Source organism: Azospirillum griseum, assembly GCF_003966125.1.
Taxonomy (GTDB): Bacteria; Pseudomonadota; Alphaproteobacteria; order Azospirillales; family Azospirillaceae; genus Azospirillum; species Azospirillum griseum.
This window is the reverse complement of sequence record NZ_RXMA01000001.1, coordinates 93,821-110,785: the sequence shown is the minus strand read 5'-3', so window position 1 is coordinate 110,785 and position 16,965 is coordinate 93,821. Positions and strand designations below refer to the sequence as shown.

13 protein-coding genes are annotated in these 16,965 nt (G+C 66.3%); 5 read left to right on the top strand and 8 right to left on the bottom strand.

Translation table 11 applies throughout. From position 1 onward, the window contains the following. Positions 1-38: 38 nt before the first annotated feature. Positions 39-1,019 carry a GGDEF domain-containing protein gene (locus tag EJ903_RS00540; protein ID WP_246015033.1) on the top strand — a complete coding sequence of 327 codons (981 nt, stop codon included), beginning with the start codon at positions 39-41 and terminating at the stop codon, positions 1,017-1,019. 25 nt (positions 1,020-1,044) lie between these two features. On the opposite strand, the gene EJ903_RS00535 is transcribed toward EJ903_RS00540, so the two are convergent. The 6 genes from EJ903_RS00535 to EJ903_RS00510 form a co-directional block, all read right to left on the bottom strand. Continuing rightward, on the bottom strand, positions 1,045-2,145 hold the full coding sequence (locus tag EJ903_RS00535; RefSeq protein WP_126611130.1) for an NAD(P)H-dependent flavin oxidoreductase: 1,101 nt from the start codon (positions 2,143-2,145) through the stop codon (positions 1,045-1,047). Positions 2,146-2,252: 107 nt separating this feature from the next. Continuing rightward, on the bottom strand, positions 2,253-4,307 hold the full coding sequence (locus tag EJ903_RS00530; RefSeq protein ID WP_126611128.1) for a molybdopterin oxidoreductase family protein: 2,055 nt from the start codon (positions 4,305-4,307) through the stop codon (positions 2,253-2,255). Positions 4,308-4,373: 66 nt separating this feature from the next. Further along, positions 4,374-5,903, bottom strand: a complete 1,530-nt coding sequence (locus EJ903_RS27955; protein WP_126611126.1) for an FkbM family methyltransferase — start codon at positions 5,901-5,903, stop codon at positions 4,374-4,376. 231 nt (positions 5,904-6,134) lie between these two features. Continuing rightward, positions 6,135-7,433, bottom strand: coding sequence for a TRAP transporter large permease (locus EJ903_RS00520; RefSeq protein WP_126611124.1), 1,299 nt, complete (start codon positions 7,431-7,433; stop codon positions 6,135-6,137). Continuing rightward, positions 7,430-7,999 carry a TRAP transporter small permease gene (locus tag EJ903_RS00515; RefSeq protein ID WP_126611122.1) on the bottom strand — a complete coding sequence of 190 codons (570 nt, stop codon included), beginning with the start codon at positions 7,997-7,999 and terminating at the stop codon, positions 7,430-7,432. The genes EJ903_RS00520 and EJ903_RS00515 overlap by 4 nt, the downstream gene beginning before the upstream one ends. 206 nt (positions 8,000-8,205) lie before the next feature. Further along, positions 8,206-9,216, bottom strand: a complete 1,011-nt coding sequence (locus EJ903_RS00510) for a TRAP transporter substrate-binding protein (RefSeq protein WP_126611120.1) — start codon at positions 9,214-9,216, stop codon at positions 8,206-8,208. Positions 9,217-9,489: 273 nt separating this feature from the next. Between EJ903_RS00510 and EJ903_RS00505 the strand changes: the two genes are divergently transcribed. The 3 genes from EJ903_RS00505 (at position 9,490) to EJ903_RS00495 (ending at position 13,846) form a co-directional block, all read left to right on the top strand. Beyond that, entirely contained in the window at positions 9,490-11,472 is a 1,983-nt protein-coding gene (locus EJ903_RS00505) for a two-component system sensor histidine kinase NtrB (protein WP_126611119.1), read from the top strand. After that, positions 11,469-12,065 carry a response regulator transcription factor gene (locus EJ903_RS00500; RefSeq protein WP_126611117.1) on the top strand — a complete coding sequence of 199 codons (597 nt, stop codon included), beginning with the start codon at positions 11,469-11,471 and terminating at the stop codon, positions 12,063-12,065. Before EJ903_RS00505 ends, EJ903_RS00500 begins: the two co-directional genes overlap by 4 nt. A gap of 71 nt (positions 12,066-12,136) precedes the next feature. Beyond that, complete coding sequence (locus EJ903_RS00495; protein WP_246015031.1) at positions 12,137-13,846, top strand: sensor histidine kinase; 1,710 nt, start codon at positions 12,137-12,139, stop codon at positions 13,844-13,846. Positions 13,847-13,961: 115 nt separating this feature from the next. Here EJ903_RS00495 and EJ903_RS00490 read toward each other — a convergent pair whose 3' ends face one another. After that, positions 13,962-15,272: a pentapeptide repeat-containing protein gene (locus EJ903_RS00490; protein ID WP_246015029.1), complete on the bottom strand. Its 1,311-nt coding sequence runs from the start codon at positions 15,270-15,272 to the stop codon at positions 13,962-13,964. A 334-nt stretch (positions 15,273-15,606) separates the two neighbouring features. On the opposite strand from EJ903_RS00490, the gene mepK reads away from it, so the two are divergent. Beyond that, on the top strand, positions 15,607-16,215 hold the full coding sequence (gene mepK, locus EJ903_RS00485) for a peptidoglycan L,D-endopeptidase MepK (protein ID WP_126611113.1): 609 nt from the start codon (positions 15,607-15,609) through the stop codon (positions 16,213-16,215). Positions 16,216-16,424: 209 nt separating this feature from the next. Here the strand turns inward: mepK and EJ903_RS00480 are convergent, their stop codons facing one another. Beyond that, on the bottom strand, positions 16,425-16,883 hold the full coding sequence (locus tag EJ903_RS00480) for a MaoC family dehydratase (RefSeq protein ID WP_126611111.1): 459 nt from the start codon (positions 16,881-16,883) through the stop codon (positions 16,425-16,427). Positions 16,884-16,965: the final 82 nt, after the last annotated feature.

The following is a 16,965-nucleotide window of genomic DNA, read 5'->3' as shown; positions in this document are numbered from 1 at the left end:
ACAAGGTGATCGCCGTAGCCAGGAAGGCTATGGACCGTATGTTGTCTGATCGTTTGCCACCCAACCCTGAAAATTTCACCCTGTGGTTTGTTTATTACAGCGGGTTGAATCCGGACCTGACCCGCGCGGTGGACATCGCCAGCCGTGACGGAATCGCTTTGTCCCAATCGCTGGCGGAGGAGCTGTTCAAGCGCTTCTTTTCGCTGGAGGCCGAGGCGCAGGCGATTCGCGAAACCTCCGACCGCGCGCGCTACGCCCTGGGCCGGGTGTTGGAGCAGTTGGGGGCGGTCGGGTCGGAGACGGAGCGCTACGGCAACGCCCTGGTCGGCTTTCAGGATGAATTGGCGCAGCCGCTCAACCTTGGTGAGTTGCGGGCCATGGTCGCCGCCATCGCCGCCGAAACGATGGGGATCGTGGATCGCCAATTGGCCTTGCAGACGCAAATCCAGGAATCCAGCAACCAACTGGCCGAAATGCGGGTGAGCCTGGACAGCGCCCGGCGGGAGGCGTTGACCGACGGCCTGACCGGCATCGCCAACCGCAAGGCGTTCGACCTGATGTTGTTGGAGGCGATGGAGGAGGCCCGGCGCGACGATCAACCGCTGTCGCTGCTGATGGTGGACATCGACCATTTCAAGAGCTTCAACGACACCCATGGCCATCTGGTCGGCGACCATGTGCTGAAGCTGGTGGCGCGGATGCTGACTGAATGCATCAAGGGACGTGACACCGCCGCCCGCTACGGCGGTGAGGAGTTTTCCATCATCCTGCCGCGCACCAATCTGGACAGCGCCACCCGGTTGGCCGAACAGATCCGCAGCTTTGTCGGCGGGCGGCAGATCGTGAACAAGGCGCGCAACGCCAATTACGGCACCGTCGCCCTGTCGATCGGGGTTGGGCAGTTCCGGCCCGGTGAAAACTCCTTGTCGCTGGTCCGCCGGGCCGACGAGGCGCTCTACCGCGCCAAGCGCAACGGCCGCAACCGCGTCAGTGTTGAGGACGCGAACGAGACGGTGTGACGCCGCCCCGTTTCGCCGTTCCGTCTCACCGCCCGGCCAGCCGCGCCCCCGCCAACCGCTCCACGGTCGCCGCGCAGCCATCCAGCAACGCGGCCACCACCTCCGCCGCCGGGCGGGGGCGGGCCAGCCGCAGTCCTTGCCCGGCCCACAGCGACAGGAACTCGGCGCGCCCCCGCTGACCGGCGGCGGTGCGCAGCGGGCGGGTCAGGGCGTTTTGCAGGGGGAAGGGCAGGACCGCGTCGGGGGCGTCGGCGGCCTCCACCGTGGTCATGACGCGGTTGAGGATGCCGCGTGCCGGGCGACCGGAAAAGGCGCGGGTCAAGCGGGTCTGGTCCTCGGTGGCGGACAGGATCGCCTGTTTGTGCGCGTCGGGAATGCCCGCCTCGTCGCAGGTCAGGAAGACGGTGCCGAGCTGAACGGCGGTCGCCCCCAGCGCCAGGGCGGCGGCGACACCGCGCCCGTCCATGATGCCGCCCGAGGCGATGACCGGCACCGACACCGCGTCCACCACCTGCGGGACCAGGGCCATCGTGCCGATCAGGTTGGTGGCCGGGTCGCCGATGAAACCGCCGCGATGGCCGCCCGCTTCGGCCCCCTGGGCGATCACCGCGTCCACCCCGGCCTGTTCCAGCGCCACCGCTTCGGCCACGGTGGTGGCGGTTCCCATCACCCGCATGCCGCGCGCCTTGGCGGCGGCCGTCACCTCCGCCGGGGGCGGGCCAAAGGTGACGCTGAAGACGGCGGCCCCGCTGTCCAGCATGGCCGGGACCAGTGCTGCGAATCCGTCGCCGGGATAGGCCGGGGCGCTGGGGGCGGGCAAGCCAAGCTCCGCGTAGAATCCGGCGATCCGCTCCACCGCCGCCCCGGTCAGCGTAGCGGACGCGGTCGGTTCGGGCTGCGGCGCGAACAGGTTGACGCCAAAGGGCCGGGCGGTGCGGGAGCGGATGTCGCGCGCGCGCTCGGTCAACTGCGCGGGCGAGAGGTAGGCGGCCCCGACGAAGCCGAACCCGCCCGCCTCGTTCACCGCCACGACCAGCGCGGCGCTGTCCCCACCGCCCGCCATCGGCGCTTGGATGATGGGGGAGGGCAGGCCCAAGCGGGCCAGAGAGTCGCTGTGCGCGGGCATCGCCGCCTCCGTCGCGGTCGTGAAGGGTTGGGGCGATGCTACCGCCGCCGCGCCATCACGACCAACGACTTGTTCAGAAGGTGGCGTTCACTTTCAGTGAAGCCCCATCACGCCGCCCGCATCCACACGGCGGTGTCGTGGAACGCGGCCCCGCCCGCCGGGGGGATCGGTTCGGGCGAGGTCAGGCTGTTGATGCCCATGCCTTCGACAAAGGCGGTGTTGGGCCAGATGCCTTCCACGATGACCACACCGCGCGGCACCCCGGCGAAGGGCTTGGCGTGCACCACCACGCTGCCCTGCGTGTTGCCCAGCCGCACCGGCGCGCCGTCGGTCAACGCCAGCGCGGTCAGGTCCTCCGGGTGGATCAGCGCGGTCGGGCGACCTTCCCGCCGTTGCGAGGTGACGGTTTCGCCAAAGGAGGTGTTCAGGAACTGGCGGGCCGGGGCCGTCACCAGCCGGAACGGGTGTTCGGCGTTGGCGTCGCGGGCGGGCGGCATGTGGTCGGGCAGTTCCGGCATGCCGCCATAGGGGCCAAGCGCGGCCCAATCGGGGGCGAAGCGGAACTTGCCATCCGGCCAGGCGAACCCGTTGAGGAAATGGGAGGTGTCGAAATCCGGCTGGGCGTCGATCCAGCGGTCCCCGGTCAGCGTTTCGGCGTCGCCCAGGCCGGAGCTTTTCAGCATGGCGTCGATGATCTCCAACGCGGTCATGCCGAATCCCGGATGCTCGGCCCCGACCCGGCGGGCGATTTCGGAGATCACCCAATGGTTTTCGCGCGCCTCGTGCTGCGGCTCGATCAGCTTGCGGCCGATCAGGATGTGCATCTGCCCGCCGCCGCGATAAAGGTCGTCATGCTCCAGGAAGGTGGTGGCCGGGATCACCAGATCGGCCAGTTGCGCGGTGTCGGTCATGAACTGTTCGTGCACCGCGACGAACAGATCCTCGCGCAGGAAACCTTGGCGCACCCGGTTGGAATCCGGGCAGATCGCCGCCGGGTTGGTGTTCTGGATCAGCATGGCCTTGACCGGCGGGCCACTGGTCAGGTCGCGCGGGTCGCCGGTCAGCACCGCGCCGATGCGCGACTGGTCGAAGCTGCGCACCCGCGTGTCCTGCCGGTCCAGCCCTTCCGACAGGGTGCGGTCGATGTGGTAGATGCCCGACGAGCAATAGAGCGCGCCGCCGCCCTTGTGCTGCCACGATCCGGAGACGACGGGCAGGCAGGACACCGCGTGCATCTGGGCCGCCCCGTTGTGGCTGCGGCTGACGCCGTAACCCAGGCGCAGATAGCTGCGCGGGGTGGAGCCGTAGAGCCGGGCGAATCCCTCAATCGCCTCCACCGTCAGGCCGGTGATGGCGGCGGCCCATTCCGGGGTGCGGCTGGCCAGATGAGCTTCAAAGCGGTCGGCGTCGGCGGTCAGGCGGGCGAGATAGGCGCGGTCGGCGTAGCCCTCGCGGAACAGCACATGCATCACCGCGCAGGCCAGCGCGCCATCGGTGCCGGGCCGCAGCATCAGATGCAGGTCGGACACCTCGGCGGTGCCGGTGCGGTAGGGGTCGATGGTGACGAGCTTCGCCCCCCGGCCCTTGCGGGCGCGGCTGATGTGGGTCATCACGTTGACCTGCGTGGCCACCGGGTTGCCGCCCCAATTCACGATCAGGTCGCTGTCGGCCATTTCGCGGGGGTCGGCCCCCCGGATGTCGCCATAGCCCGCCAGCCAGCCCATGTTGGCCGGGGTGTCGCAAACGGTGCTGGTCTGGCGCGAATAGCCTTTGACGTGGCGCAGCCGGTTGATGCTGCCGCGCTGCACCAGCCCCATGGTTCCGGCGTAATAGAGCGGCCAGACTGATTCCGCGCCAAAGGTCCGTTCGGCCTTCAGGAATTCGTCGGCGATGCGGTCCAGCGCCTCGTCCCAGCCGATGGCGGTCCATTGCCCCGATCCCTTCGGGCCGGTGCGCAGCAGCGGGGTTTTCAGCCGGTCGGGCGAATGGACCCGTTCGGCGTAGCGGCTGACCTTGGCGCAGATCACGCCCGCCGTGTAGCTGTTCTCCGCCGCCCCGCGCACCTTGCCGATGCGGTCGGGGGCGAGCCGTTCCACCTCCAGGGCGCAGGTGCTGGGGCAATCATGCGGGCAGGCGGTGGGCAGGAACGGCGACGACGTCACGGCGGGACCCTCTGGGTTCGTGCACAAAGAAGCGGCAGCGAGTGTAGGGCTGTTGTCGCCGCCGCTTCAACCCATGCTAGACGCAGGGCTTGGCGGGTGGCGATGCAGCCCGCGCCGGGCATACACCTCGTCCCCACCGAAAAAGCGGCACACCCGCTCATAACCAAGCCCGTCCATCAGCGCGCGCAGGCCGGGATCCTCCGGCGGGTTTTCCAGGGAAAACACGTCGATGGTGACGCGGGAAAAGTCGATGGACTCGATGATGCTGCGCTCGGCCCCTTCGGTGTCGATGGAGCAATACTGAACATGGGTGATGCCATGCTCGGCCAGCACCGCGCCCAGCCGCCGCACCGGCACGGTGATGAGCCGTTTGTCGTGGATGAGGGTGTCGACGAAGGCCCGCTGGCCGGGATCAAAGGTTTCGCTGAGCCCCCCCATCATCGCCGGTCCATCGAGGATGTCGAGGAACTCGGCCTCTCCCTCGCGATTGGCCAGGGCGATGTTCAGGTTCGGGCCGGGCCGGTTGCGGGCGAGCGCGGCGAAGCGGGTGGGGGACGCCTCCACACACAGGCCGGTCCAACCCAACTCGCGCTCGAAAAACAGGGTGTTGGACCAGGTGACGCCGTCATAGGCCCCGATGTCGAGAAAGACGCCGCCGGTCCGATCGGGAAAGAAGGTCCGATGGACGAAGGCGTCCTGCCCCTCATGCCCGTGATAGGCAGCGTGAAGGCCAAGCGCGCGTTCCACCTCCCACAAGGCGCTGCGGACGGCGCTGTGGTCGGGGTTGTCGGCCAGGACGCGGCGGTACTGGTCGGCGGCCTCGGCCAAGCGCCCGACGGTGCGCAGCAGCAGGCCAAGGCGGGGACGGACGGGGGAGCGGTGGGGGGCCAGCGCCGCCGCGCGGGACAGGGCGCTGACGGCGTCGCTGAACGCCTCGTCCCCGTGCAGGCTTTCGCCCAACTCCTGCCACAGATCGGCGCGGTCGGGTGCCAGGGCCAGCGCGGCGCGCAGATCGGCCTGCGCCCCGGCGCTGTCCTGGGTCTGGTGGCGGCGCGCGGCGCGGGCGGCCAAGGCGTCGGTGTCCGCCCGAAGACGGATGCGACGGGACAGCAGGGTCAACGCCGCATCGGCCTCGCACAGCCCGATCAGATTGCCGACGACATCGACAAAGTCCGGCCGGATCGCCAACGCCAACCGATACCAATTGGCGGCCTGCGTGGCGGGGGTTTGACCGCTTCCCAACCGGGCGGCGGTCAGCGCCAGCGCGGCCAGCGCGTCGTCCCGATCCGGTCTCAGGGTCAGGGCCTGCCGGTACAGGGCGGCGGCCTGGGCCAGACGACCGGTGCGGCGGAGCAGATCGGCCAGATTGATCCGGCAATCGGCGGCGGATGGCGTGAGGGCGATGGCCTTTTGAATCAAGGCGATCCCCTGATCCGTCCGGCCACGCTGACCCGCCAGCACGCCGGACAGATGCAGGGCGTCGGGTTGCCCGGGGGCAGCGGTCAGAATGCGGCGGTACAGCGTCTCCGCCTCGTCCAACCGTCCGGCCTGGTGAAGATCAAGCGCGATGGACAGCGCTTCTGCAAGGGTGGCCATCGCGCCGCATGGGTTTGGGGGGAAGGACGATCATCGACCCCGGCAGTGTAACAGAAACGGAGGACGCCGCACGCAAAGGATGCGTTGGGGTGTTGATGCGACGTGGCGGCTCTTCAGGCGGCCGGTGCCATTTTTTTTGGCGCGCAAACGCGAACGGGCGCGGTCGAATGGACCGCGCCCGTTGCGTTGGACCTTTTGGGACCGGATGCGATCCGGTCGCGCCGCTGGTGCTTACATGAAGCCCAACAGACGCGGGAACCACAGGGTGATCGCCGGGATGTAGGTGACGGCACCCAGGAAGAGCAGCATCGTCAGCAGCCACGGCCACACGGCCACGGTCAGTTCGGTGATGCCCATCTTGGTGATGCCGCTGGCGACGTAGAGGTTGAGACCAACCGGCGGGTGGCACATGCCGACTTCCATGTTGACGATGATCAGGATGCCGAAATGCACCGGATCGATGCCCAGCTTCATGGCGACCGGGAACAGGATCGGGGCCATGATGAGGACGATGGACGACGGCTCCATGAAGTTGCCGGCGGCCAACAGAATGATGTTCACGACCAGCAGGAACACCCAGACGCCCATGTTCTGGTCCATGATCCAGGCGGCCATCGCCTGCGGGATCTGTTCCGACGTCATCAGGAAGGAGAACAGCACGGCGTTGGTGATGATGTAGAGCAGCATGGCCGACATGCTGGCCGACGACAGCAGCACCTTCGGCACGCTGGACAGCGGCATATCCTTGTAGACGAACACCGCCACGATGAAGGCGTAGACCGCCGCCATCGCCGCCGCTTCGGTCGGGGTGAACACGCCGCTGTAGATGCCGCCCATCACCACGACGATCAGCAGCAGGCCCCAGAAGCTTTCACGCAGGGCGTTGATGCGTTGCGCGGCGGTCGCCTTGGGCAGGCGGGGGTAGCCGAACTTGCGGGCGCGGTACCAGGTGGTGAAGCCCAGCAGGAAGGCCAGCATCAGGCCGGGGACCACACCGGCGATGAACATCTGGCCGATGGACGGGGCTTGCGGGTGGCCGGTGGTGGCCACGCAATACATCACCATCACGATGGACGGCGGGATCAGGATGCCCAGCGCGCCCGAGGTGGTGATGATGCCCGCGCCGAAGTTGCGCGGGAAGCCCTGCGCCACCATGGCGGGCAGGATGATGGAGCCGATGGCGACCACGGTGGCCGGGCTGGACCCCGACACCGCCGCGAACAGGGCGCAAGCCATGACGCCCGCCAGACCAAGCCCGCCGTGCCAGTGGCCGACCATGGCGGTGGCGAAGTTGATCATGCGGCGCGCGACGCCGCCATGCGTCAGGAAGTTGCCCGCCAGGATGAAGAACGGGATCGCCATGATCTCGAACTTCTCGATGCCGGTGAACAGCTTCAGGGCGACGGCGTTGATCGGCACGTCGGTCATGGTGAACAGGAAGGTCAGAACGGTCAGACCCAACGAAATCGAAATCGGCATGCCGGTCAGCATCAGGACCAGCAGAAGACCGAAGATGATGGCCGCGCTCATGCCGGGCCTCCTTCCTTGGCGGCTTCGACCGGGTCGATGCCATCAACATGGGCGTGATCGTGGTGGGGCAGTTCGCCGGTGCGGATGAAGGCCACGGCCACCTGAAGGAAGCGGAAGCACATCAGATAGGACCCCAGCGGGATCGCCAGATAAACCAGCCACATCGGCGCTTCCAGATCGGCGGAGACCTGTTCGGTCTGGGCGATGTGGTAGACGAAGTTGGCCCCCAGCGTTCCGACGATGCCGGTGAACAGCGCGCCAGCGCCCAGCCCGATCAGCACGAATTTCCTGTGCAGGTCCGGCGGCATCCGGTTGATGACGACGTCGACGCCGACATGGATGCCGGTGCGCACGCCATAGGCGGCCCCGAATTTGGCCATCCACACGAACAGATAAATGCAAAGCTCCTGCGCCCAGGACAAATCCCAGCGCAGAACGTAATCCTGAACAACGGGGATGCCGGAGATGTAGCGATGGAGAACGGCGGCAAAAATCACCAGCGTCGCCACCGCCATCAGGGAAGCGATCAACGCTTCCTCCAGGCGATCAAGCAAACGGAGAATCATGGCGGGAAACCCCCGGAGTGCGGAAAGGCCGGTGTGCGAATCGGCGGGTGTGTGCGCAAAATCAGTGATGGGCGTGCGGGGTGAGACAGGCTGGAAGCACCGCGCTTCCTCTCACCCCGGCCCTTGGCCCGGTCGGGCCGCCCCCGCCCGACCCTGAAAGGTGGGGCCAGACAGGGGGCCAAACGGGGGAAGCGGAACGCGCTGTCTTACATCTTCACGCCGGCGGCGGCGGCTTCCTTGTTGATCGCCTCGATCAGGTCCTTGCCGACGCGGGACTCAGTGTCCTTGTGGACCGGCATCAGGGCCTTCATCCAGGCGGCGCGTTCTTCCGGGGTCTGTTCGCGGAACTGGGTCTTGCCCGACGCCTTCATCTGCGCCATCGCCACGTCGTTTTCGTTCTGGGCGATGTCGTTGGCGTAGGCGGTCGCTTCCTTCATCGCGCCGTCCAGCGCGGTGCGGATGTCGGCGGGCAGGCCGTCCCAGAACTTCTTGTTCACGATGACCGCGTAGCCGAGATAGCCATGCTCGGTGATCGTGGCGTGCTTCTGCACCTCATGCATTTTCTGGGTGTACATGTTCGACGGCGGGTTTTCCGTGCCATCGACAACGCCGGTCTGCAGCGCCTGATAGACTTCGGAGAAGGCCATCACCTGGGGCAGCGCGCCCAGCGTGCGCATCTGGGCGTCCAGAACCTTGGACGACTGGATGCGCATCTTCTGGCCCTTCATGTCCTCCGGCTTGATGAGCGGCTTGTTGGCGCTCATGATCTTGAAGCCGTTGTCCCAATAGGCCAGCCCGACGATGCCCTTCGATTCCAGCTTCTGGAACAGCTGCTTGCCGATCGGACCCTCGGTCACGCGGCGCAGAACGGTCTTGTTCGGGAAGATGTAGGGCAGATCGAAGACCTCGAATTCCTTCGCACCCAGCGGGCCGAACTTGGCCAGCGACGGGGCGAGCATCTGGACGGCACCCAGCTGAAGGGCCTCAAGCTCTTCCTTGTCCTTGTAGAGCTGGCTGTTGGGATAGACCTCGACCTTCACCTTGCCGCCGGTGGCCTTTTCCGCCAGTTCCTTGAACTTTTCAGCCCCCTTGCCCTTGGGCGTGTCCTGGGCGACGACGTGGCTGAACTTGATGAGGATTTGATCCTGGGCGAAGGCCACAGGGGCCGACATCATGCAGCCGACCGCAGCGGCGCACAGGAGAGTCACGAGCTTCATGGGTGCGTCCCTTCTCTTCCGAATATTCGTGTGGTGGATTGTCCAACCCCGAACTTATGCTGCATTCTTCAACAGTCTGTGCGGCGCGGCTATTGTGGAAATCCGCAGACCGCGCCCACAACCCCGGATTTCTGTGACGACGTGCGCGACAGATTCAGACACTTCTTTGATGCAACACGTTTTTTCTCGCGGAGCGACCGGTCGTCCGGCCATGGACATTCCGCTGCGCCGCGTCCGCTGCGCGCCATCCGTCACGCCACCCCGATCATCGCCATGGCGCTGGTTGTGGTGCTGCTCGGGGCCTTTTTGTGGCTGCTGCAACGCAACGAGCGCGAGGAGCAGGCGGCGGAGTTGGTCAAGGACGCGCTGTGGATCGAACAGAACATGCGGTTCCAACTGACCTCCGACGAGGACAAGTTGGAACGGCTGGCCGAATCGCTGGGGCGCGACGCGGTCAATCAGGTCCAGGTCGCCGACATGGCGTCGATCATCGTCAACACCAACCCGGCCATCGAGCGGGTGCTGTGGCTCGATTCCCTGGGGCGGGCGCGGCTGGTCCATCCGCCTGCCGAAGCCGCGCCGGAAACCGGGGCGGTGGAGGGCGACACGCCGGAGTTTCTGGCGCAGACGCCGCGCGGCGACGCCTTCCGCATCGCCCGCTCCTCCGGCCTGCGCGCCTACAGCAGCCCCTATCGGATCGACGCCAACGATGTCGGCTTTGACGCGGTGTTCCCGCTGCACCGCAACGGGGTGTTTGTCGGGGCGCTGGTCGGCGTGTTCTCGCTGGAAGCGATGCTGACCCATCACGTGCCCTGGTGGTTCGCCCAGCGTTACCAGTTGGAGATCACCGACGCGCGCGGCGCGGTGTTGGGAGCCAAATCGCGCCTGTCGGTGTTGGGGCCGACCGCGCCGGACAGCCCGCCCGATTCGGCGCGCAACCACGTCATCCCCTTCGATCCTCCCGGTCACGGCGTGTCGCTGGTCATCACCGCCTATCCCAACGACCGCAACACGACCCGCACGATCCTGGTGGTGGCGATCTTCGGCCTGACCGGATCGGCCCTGTGGAGCCTGTGGTCGCTGCGCCGCCACATCGCCGGACGGCTGCGGGCGGAAGAGGCGCTGCGGGAGGAGCACGCCTTCCGCAAGGCGATGGAGGACAGCCTGACGGTGGGCATGCGCGCCCGCGATCTCGACGGGCGTATCACCTATGTGAATCCGGCCTTTTGCCGGATGGTTGGCTGGTCGGCCGAAGAGATGGTCGGGCGCGGCCCACCGATGCCCTATTGGCTGCCGGAGGATCTGGACCGGGCCGAGGCGGCGTTCCGCGAGGTGTTGGCCGGGCGGGCGCCGGAAAGCGGGCTGGAGATGCGGTTCCGCCGGTCCAACGGCGAACGGTTCGACGCGCTGATCTACGAAGCGCCGCTGATCGACGCCAACGGGCGGCACACCGGTTGGATGGGATCGGTCCTCGACATCACCGAACGCAAAAAGTCCGAGGATCTGGCGCGCCAGCAGCAGGAGCGTCTGCAACAGACCTCCCGCCTCATCACCATGGGCGAAATGGCCTCGACCCTGGCGCATGAGCTGAACCAACCGCTGTCGGCCATCGCCAGCTATTGCACCGGCTGCCTGAACCGTCTGCGCTCCGACCGCTTCGACACGCAGGAGGTCGCCGCCGCGCTCGACAAGCTGGCGGCTCAGGCCCGCCGCGCCGGGTTGATCGTGCGCCGCGTCCACGACTTCGTGCGCAAAAGCGAGCCGAACGTCGCCCCGTGTTCGCTGGCGACGGTGCTGGAGGATTGCGTCGGTCTGATGGGGGCGGACGCCGCCCGGCTGGGGGTGCGGGTGGAGATGACCGCGTCCGCCGATCTGCCGCCGGTGGCGGGCGACCGCATCCTGTTGCAGCAGGTGGTGTTGAACCTGATGCGCAACGGGATCGAGGCGATGGCCCGCACGCCGCGCGCCGACCGCCGCCTGATCGCCACCGTCACCGCCACGGCCGACGGTGCGCTGTTGACCGAAATCCGCGACCACGGCTGCGGCATCGCCCCGGACATCGCCGACGGGCTGTTTTCCCCCTTTTTCACGACCAAGAGCGAAGGTATGGGAATGGGCCTGAACATCTGCCGGTCCATCGTGGAGCATCACCATGGCCGTTTGTGGTTCGAAGCGGCCCCTGATGGCGGCACGCGCTTTCTCTTCACCCTGCCGGTTCTGACCGCCGCCGCCCCGTTTGTGGAGACCGCCCAATGACCACCCTGCACATCGTCGACGACGACGAGGCGATCCGGGACGCGCTGGGCTGGTTGTTCCAGTCGCGCAACGTGCCGGTCATCGGCTGGGAATCCGCGCAGGCGTTTCTCGATGCGTGGTCGCCGGATCTGTCCGGTTGCCTGCTGCTCGACATCCGCATGGACGGCATGAGCGGGTTGGAACTGTTCGACCGGCTGCTGGCGCAGAATTGCCGGATGCCGGTGATCTTCCTGACCGGGCACGGCGATGTGCCCATTGCGGTGGGGGCGCTGAAGAAGGGTGCCCGCGACTTTGTCGAGAAACCGTTCAACGACAATGAACTGGTGGATCGGGTCATCGACGCGCTGGCGTTCGACCGCGACCAGCGCGCCCGTGAGGCCGGGCAGGCCGGGCTTGCCGCCCGCATCGCCACCCTGACCCAGCGCGAACGGCAGGTGATGGAACTGGTGGTGGCCGGTCGGTTGAACAAGGTGATCGCCGATGAGCTGGGCATCAGCATGCGCACGGTCGAGGTGCACCGCGCCCATGTCTTTGAAAAGATGCGGGTCAAGACGGCGGTGGAGTTGACGCGCTTGCTGACCGGGGCAGCGTAAGCGATAGTTTGATCGGATCACCGTTTCACGGAACGACGCGGGCGGGGCCTTCACAGCAGGAGCGTCAACGGGTGCGTCCGCTCACCTCTTTCCTGGCGCTTGGGTTGGCGGTGACGGCACCGCTGCTGCTTTTTGCGGCTGTGATGATCTGGATGCTGGACGACCGCCAGCAGGCCGAGTTGGAGGCGGACCTGCGCGGCATGGCGCAATCCCTGTCGGCAAGCGTTGATCGTGAGTTGGCCAGTCAAATCCGTCCGCTGGAGCTGCTGACCGCGCTTTGTCAGGCGGAGGTGGACAATCTTCCCGCGCTGTACTCCCAAGCCACCGCCGCCTCCCACAGCCAGAATGGTTGGCTGGCCATGGGATTGATCGGAGCGGAAAGCAACCGCTTCCTGTTTCACACCCATTACCCGTTGGGGGTTCAACCTTTGCCGCCGCCACGACTGGACCATGTGACCCGCAAGGCGGTGGTGACGGGGCGGTCGGTGGTGGGTGGGGTGTTGCCGCCGGGTGGACCGCCGGGGCGCTCGTCCCTGGTTCTGCGAAGCCCGATTTTTGCGGACGATCAGGTGCGTTACGTCATGTCCTTGGCCGTTGGTCTGGAGGGGTTGGCCGATGTCTTGAAGACCCGGAAGCTGCCCGGGGATTGGACGGTGTCCGTCATCGATCCGGCCATGTTGATTGCGGCTCGTTCACGCGATGCCGCCGCCTATCTCGGGCAGCGGATCACGCCGTCGCTGGAAAACTATCTGACCGCGAACGAACGCGGGTTGTTCCTGTCCAAGACCAAGGACGGCAGCGACGTTTACACGGTGGTCCATCGATCGGCCGACACGCAATGGTCGGTGGCGTTGGGGGTGCCGGTCGAATTGGTCACGGGGCGGCTGGCGGCGACGCGGCTGGCGGTGGTCGGGGGTGGTGTTCTGGCTTGTCTGGCGACGCTGTCGCTGGCGCTGTTGGTGTCGCGCTCCTTCCGCCGCCGCCGCAAGGCTGAGCAGGAGATGCGGCGCGCCCGTGATGCCTTGCTGATGGAGCAAAGGCGGCGGTTGGTGGCGGAAAAGGAGCATGCCGAAGCCTCCAGCCGCGCCAAGAGTGAGTTTCTGGCCAACATGAGCCATGAGCTGCGCACACCGCTGAACGCCATTCTGGGGTTTGCCGAGGCGATCCTGTCGGGAGTGTTCGGCGCGCCATCGGCCAAACACACCGAATACATCCAGGCGATCCATCAGTCGGGCCGCCATCTGTTGGGCTTGGTGAACGAACTGCTGGACATGGCCAAGATCGAGGCCGGTCAGTTGGAGTTGGTCCGGTCCCGTGTGGTGTTGGGTGAGGTGCTGACCGATTGTCTGGGATTGGTCGAAGCGCTGTCGCTGCGCAAGGGCGTTTCGGTGACGATGGCGCCCATCGATCCGACGGTGATGGTGATGGCCGACGGAGTGCGGTTGCGTCAGGCCGTGCTGAACATTCTGTCCAACGCCATCAAATTCACTCCCGGCGGAGGAACGGTTCGGATGGAAGCGGCAGCGGCACCGCAAGGCGGCGGGGCGATCATCACGATCACCGACTCCGGCATCGGCATGTCGGAGGATGAGGTGCGGATTGCTCTGGAACCGTTCCGGCAGGTGACAAATTATCTCACCAAGTCTGAATCCGGCACCGGACTTGGCTTGCCGTTGGCCCGACGCTTCATCGAAGCCCATGGCGGTGCGTTGGTGGTTGACAGCATTTCAGGCGTTGGCACAACGGTGCGGATCACCTTGCCGGATTTGGTCACGCCCTGATTTGGTCACGCCCTGATTTGGTCACGCCCTGATTTGGTCACGCCCTGATATGTGGCCTGCCCTGATTTGTGGCCTGGACGGTCTCATGGGATTTGGGTGGAGCGCGCCAAACGGCTCAGCGGCGCGGCGGCAAGCTGCGGGGCAGGGTGGCGCGTTGCAGTTTCGCCCCGTCCAGATCGGCCCCGTCCATTTCGGCGTTTTCCAGATTGGCCTCGGACAGGTTGGCCTGCGCCAGGCAGGTGTTGACCAGGAGCGCCCGTCGGAGGTCGGCCCCCATCAGGTTGGACGCCCAGGACCGCCCGGTGGATCGGCCCGACGGATCCTTGATCGCCGCCGGACCCAGTTTCACCCGTGTCAGATCGGCTCCCGTCAGCACAGCGTAACTGAGGTTGGCCCCGGACAGGTCGGCCCCCATCAGGTTGGCCCCTTCCAGATTGGCCCCCGACAAATCGGCCATCATCAGCCGCGCTCCGGTCATCGACGCCGCAGCCAAATTCGCCCCGCGCATCGACGCGGCGCTGAGGTTGACATCGCGCAGATCGGCGCGGCACAGGTCGGCTCCGTCCAGATCCGCGCGTTCACCGCGTTTGCCGAAGCTGTCGATCCAGCGTTCGTGATCGAAGATGACGCGCTGCAACTCCGACCGCATGCTGTCCATCGGGCGGGGGGACTGCGCGCTGCCCAACGTGGTTTGCGACAGGTCACAATCGGCCATGCGCGTGCCGATCAGGTCGGCGTTGTCGAAGCGCGCACCCTCCAGCGACGCACCGGACAAATTCGCCCCGTTCAGGCGCGCGCCGGTCAGATTGGCGCGCTCCAGATTGGCCCCGGTCAGGTCGGCGTTCTGAAGCAGCGAACCGGACAGATCGGCTTCCGTCAGGTTGGCCCCGACCAGAACAGCCCCGGTCAGGTCGGTCGGCACGCCTTGGCTTGGGATCAACGCCTCACCATGGATGTGGGCCAGCGCCACCTTGTGGACCAGCTTCGCGGCTTCCGCGTCCTGCGCATCGGGACCGGAACCGCGCCGCGCGGTTCCTCCAGGCTCGAGCGTGCCGGACCGCAGGTCGGCCCCTTTCAGGTTGGCGTTGGAGAAATCAGCCGATCGCAGACGCGCGCCGCGCAGGTCGGTTTGCATCAGGTTGGCGCGGCTGATGTCGGCGTCGCGCAGATCAACGCCGAACAGATCGGCTCCGGCCAGATTGGTGCCGTGCAGGCGACTCCGCGTCAGCTTCGCCCCAACGAGACGCGCGCCGCGAAGATCACGCTGCGACAGATCCGCCCCTTCAAGATCGGCCATGGCGAGGTTGGCGCGGGCACCTCCCGGCTGACCTTTGACCCAGCGGGCGTGGCGGTCCAGCACCTCCGCCAGCTGGTCAAGCCGGAAGACGGATGGAGAGGATTGGGAAGGGGCTGTGGCCGTGGGCACGGAGGAATGACGCCACGCAAGGGGTTTCACTGACCCGATCATGCCGCCAAATTCCTTACCGAAGACTGAATGGCTCAGACAATCTCCCATTGCCTTTCGTGGAATATCGGATCGGGAGACCTATGGCCTATGGCGTGTTTTGCCAAAACCAAAGTTCGGCGTCGGCGCATCCGTTCGGCCAGTTGCGGCGTTTCCTGCGCAACTCGCTTGATTGCAGCCTTGACATCAGGGGGCTTACTCCCCGTAAAAGGGGTTTGCCCTGCGGGGCCGTATTGCGATGGTGCGATGCCCGGGGAGGGCTGGGGGTCGCCCAAATCAGGGGATACGGATCACGATGACGACCAACGCGGACGCCCCGTCGACCACGACGGTTGGTTCGGAGGAGCTTGTGGCTCGCTCGCTGGATCGCCGCCACTTGCTGCGGGCCGCCTTGGGCCTGACCGCCGCCGCCGCCACCATGATGGCACCGGAGGAGTCGGAGGCCGCGCTGCGCGCCCCGCCCCGGCAATTGTCTTTGGTCAATCTGCACACGGGTGAGCGGATCAGCGCCGAATATTGGTCAAAGGGCCGCTACCTGCGCGACGGCATGCGCGAGATCAACCGGGTCCTGCGCGATCATCGCACCGGGGCCGTTCATCCCATTGACCCAAAGCTGTTGGATCTGGTCCACGCGCTGGGTCGCAAAATCGGCAGCCGTGGTCCGATCCAAATCGTCTCGGCCTACCGCTCACCGGAATCCAACGCCCTGCTGCGCGAGGCCGATGGGTCCGGGGTGGCGCAGAACAGCTATCACATGCAGGGCAAGGCCATTGACCTGCGGGTTCCCGGTCTGCCGATCCGCCAGCTTCACCGGGCGGCGTTGAGCCTGCGGGGCGGCGGGGTCGGGTATTACCCGGAAAGCGGTTTTGTTCATGTGGATGTCGGTCCGCTGCGCCGTTGGTGAGCGAGTGGGCTGTCAGGGGTTGAGAACGAAAGACGGTTTGCGGGCGGCGGTTTCCAACGGGTTCGGCGCTTGTTTCATGCCAACCTGTCACAGATGGCTTGACTGGCTTCGGGGCAGCGCTGTGATGAACACGCGGCCAAAAGACACCAACGATTGAGTTGGATGAGAAGCCGTTGGGCGCGCCTTGCGTCCAACGGCTTTGCGCTTGGTCACACCAGAGCTTCCAGACTGGCGCGGGTCGGAATCAGCAGGTTGGCGATCAGGGTTTGCACAATGTCGTCCGTTTGGTTCAGCGTGACGACGCGGACGCGGGCCACGCCGTTGGTGGGGCGCTTGGCCGAGAGGCGGGCCTCCAGAACCTCCCCCTCGATCCGCAGGGTGTCGCCGGGACGGGTGGGCTTGGGCCAGGTCACGGCGTCCACCCCCATGCCGATGTAGCCACCCGCCAGTTTCGCGTCGCTCCCGACGATCATGCGCATGGTCAGACCGGCGGTGTGCCAGCCGCTGGCCGCCAGACCGCCGAACAGGGTGGCCTTGGCCGCCTCAGCGTCCAGATGAAAAGGCTGCGGGTCGAACTGACCGGCAAAGCCAATGATGTCCTCGGCGCTGACGGTCACAGGGCCGCCGGTGAAGCGGTCACCCACGCGCACATCATCAAAATATCGCATCCACCGGTTCCTTTCGCGCTGGCCTGTCGGTATACAGGATACAGATCTGTCTCGCCGCAAACGATAGAGACAGGTCTGTATC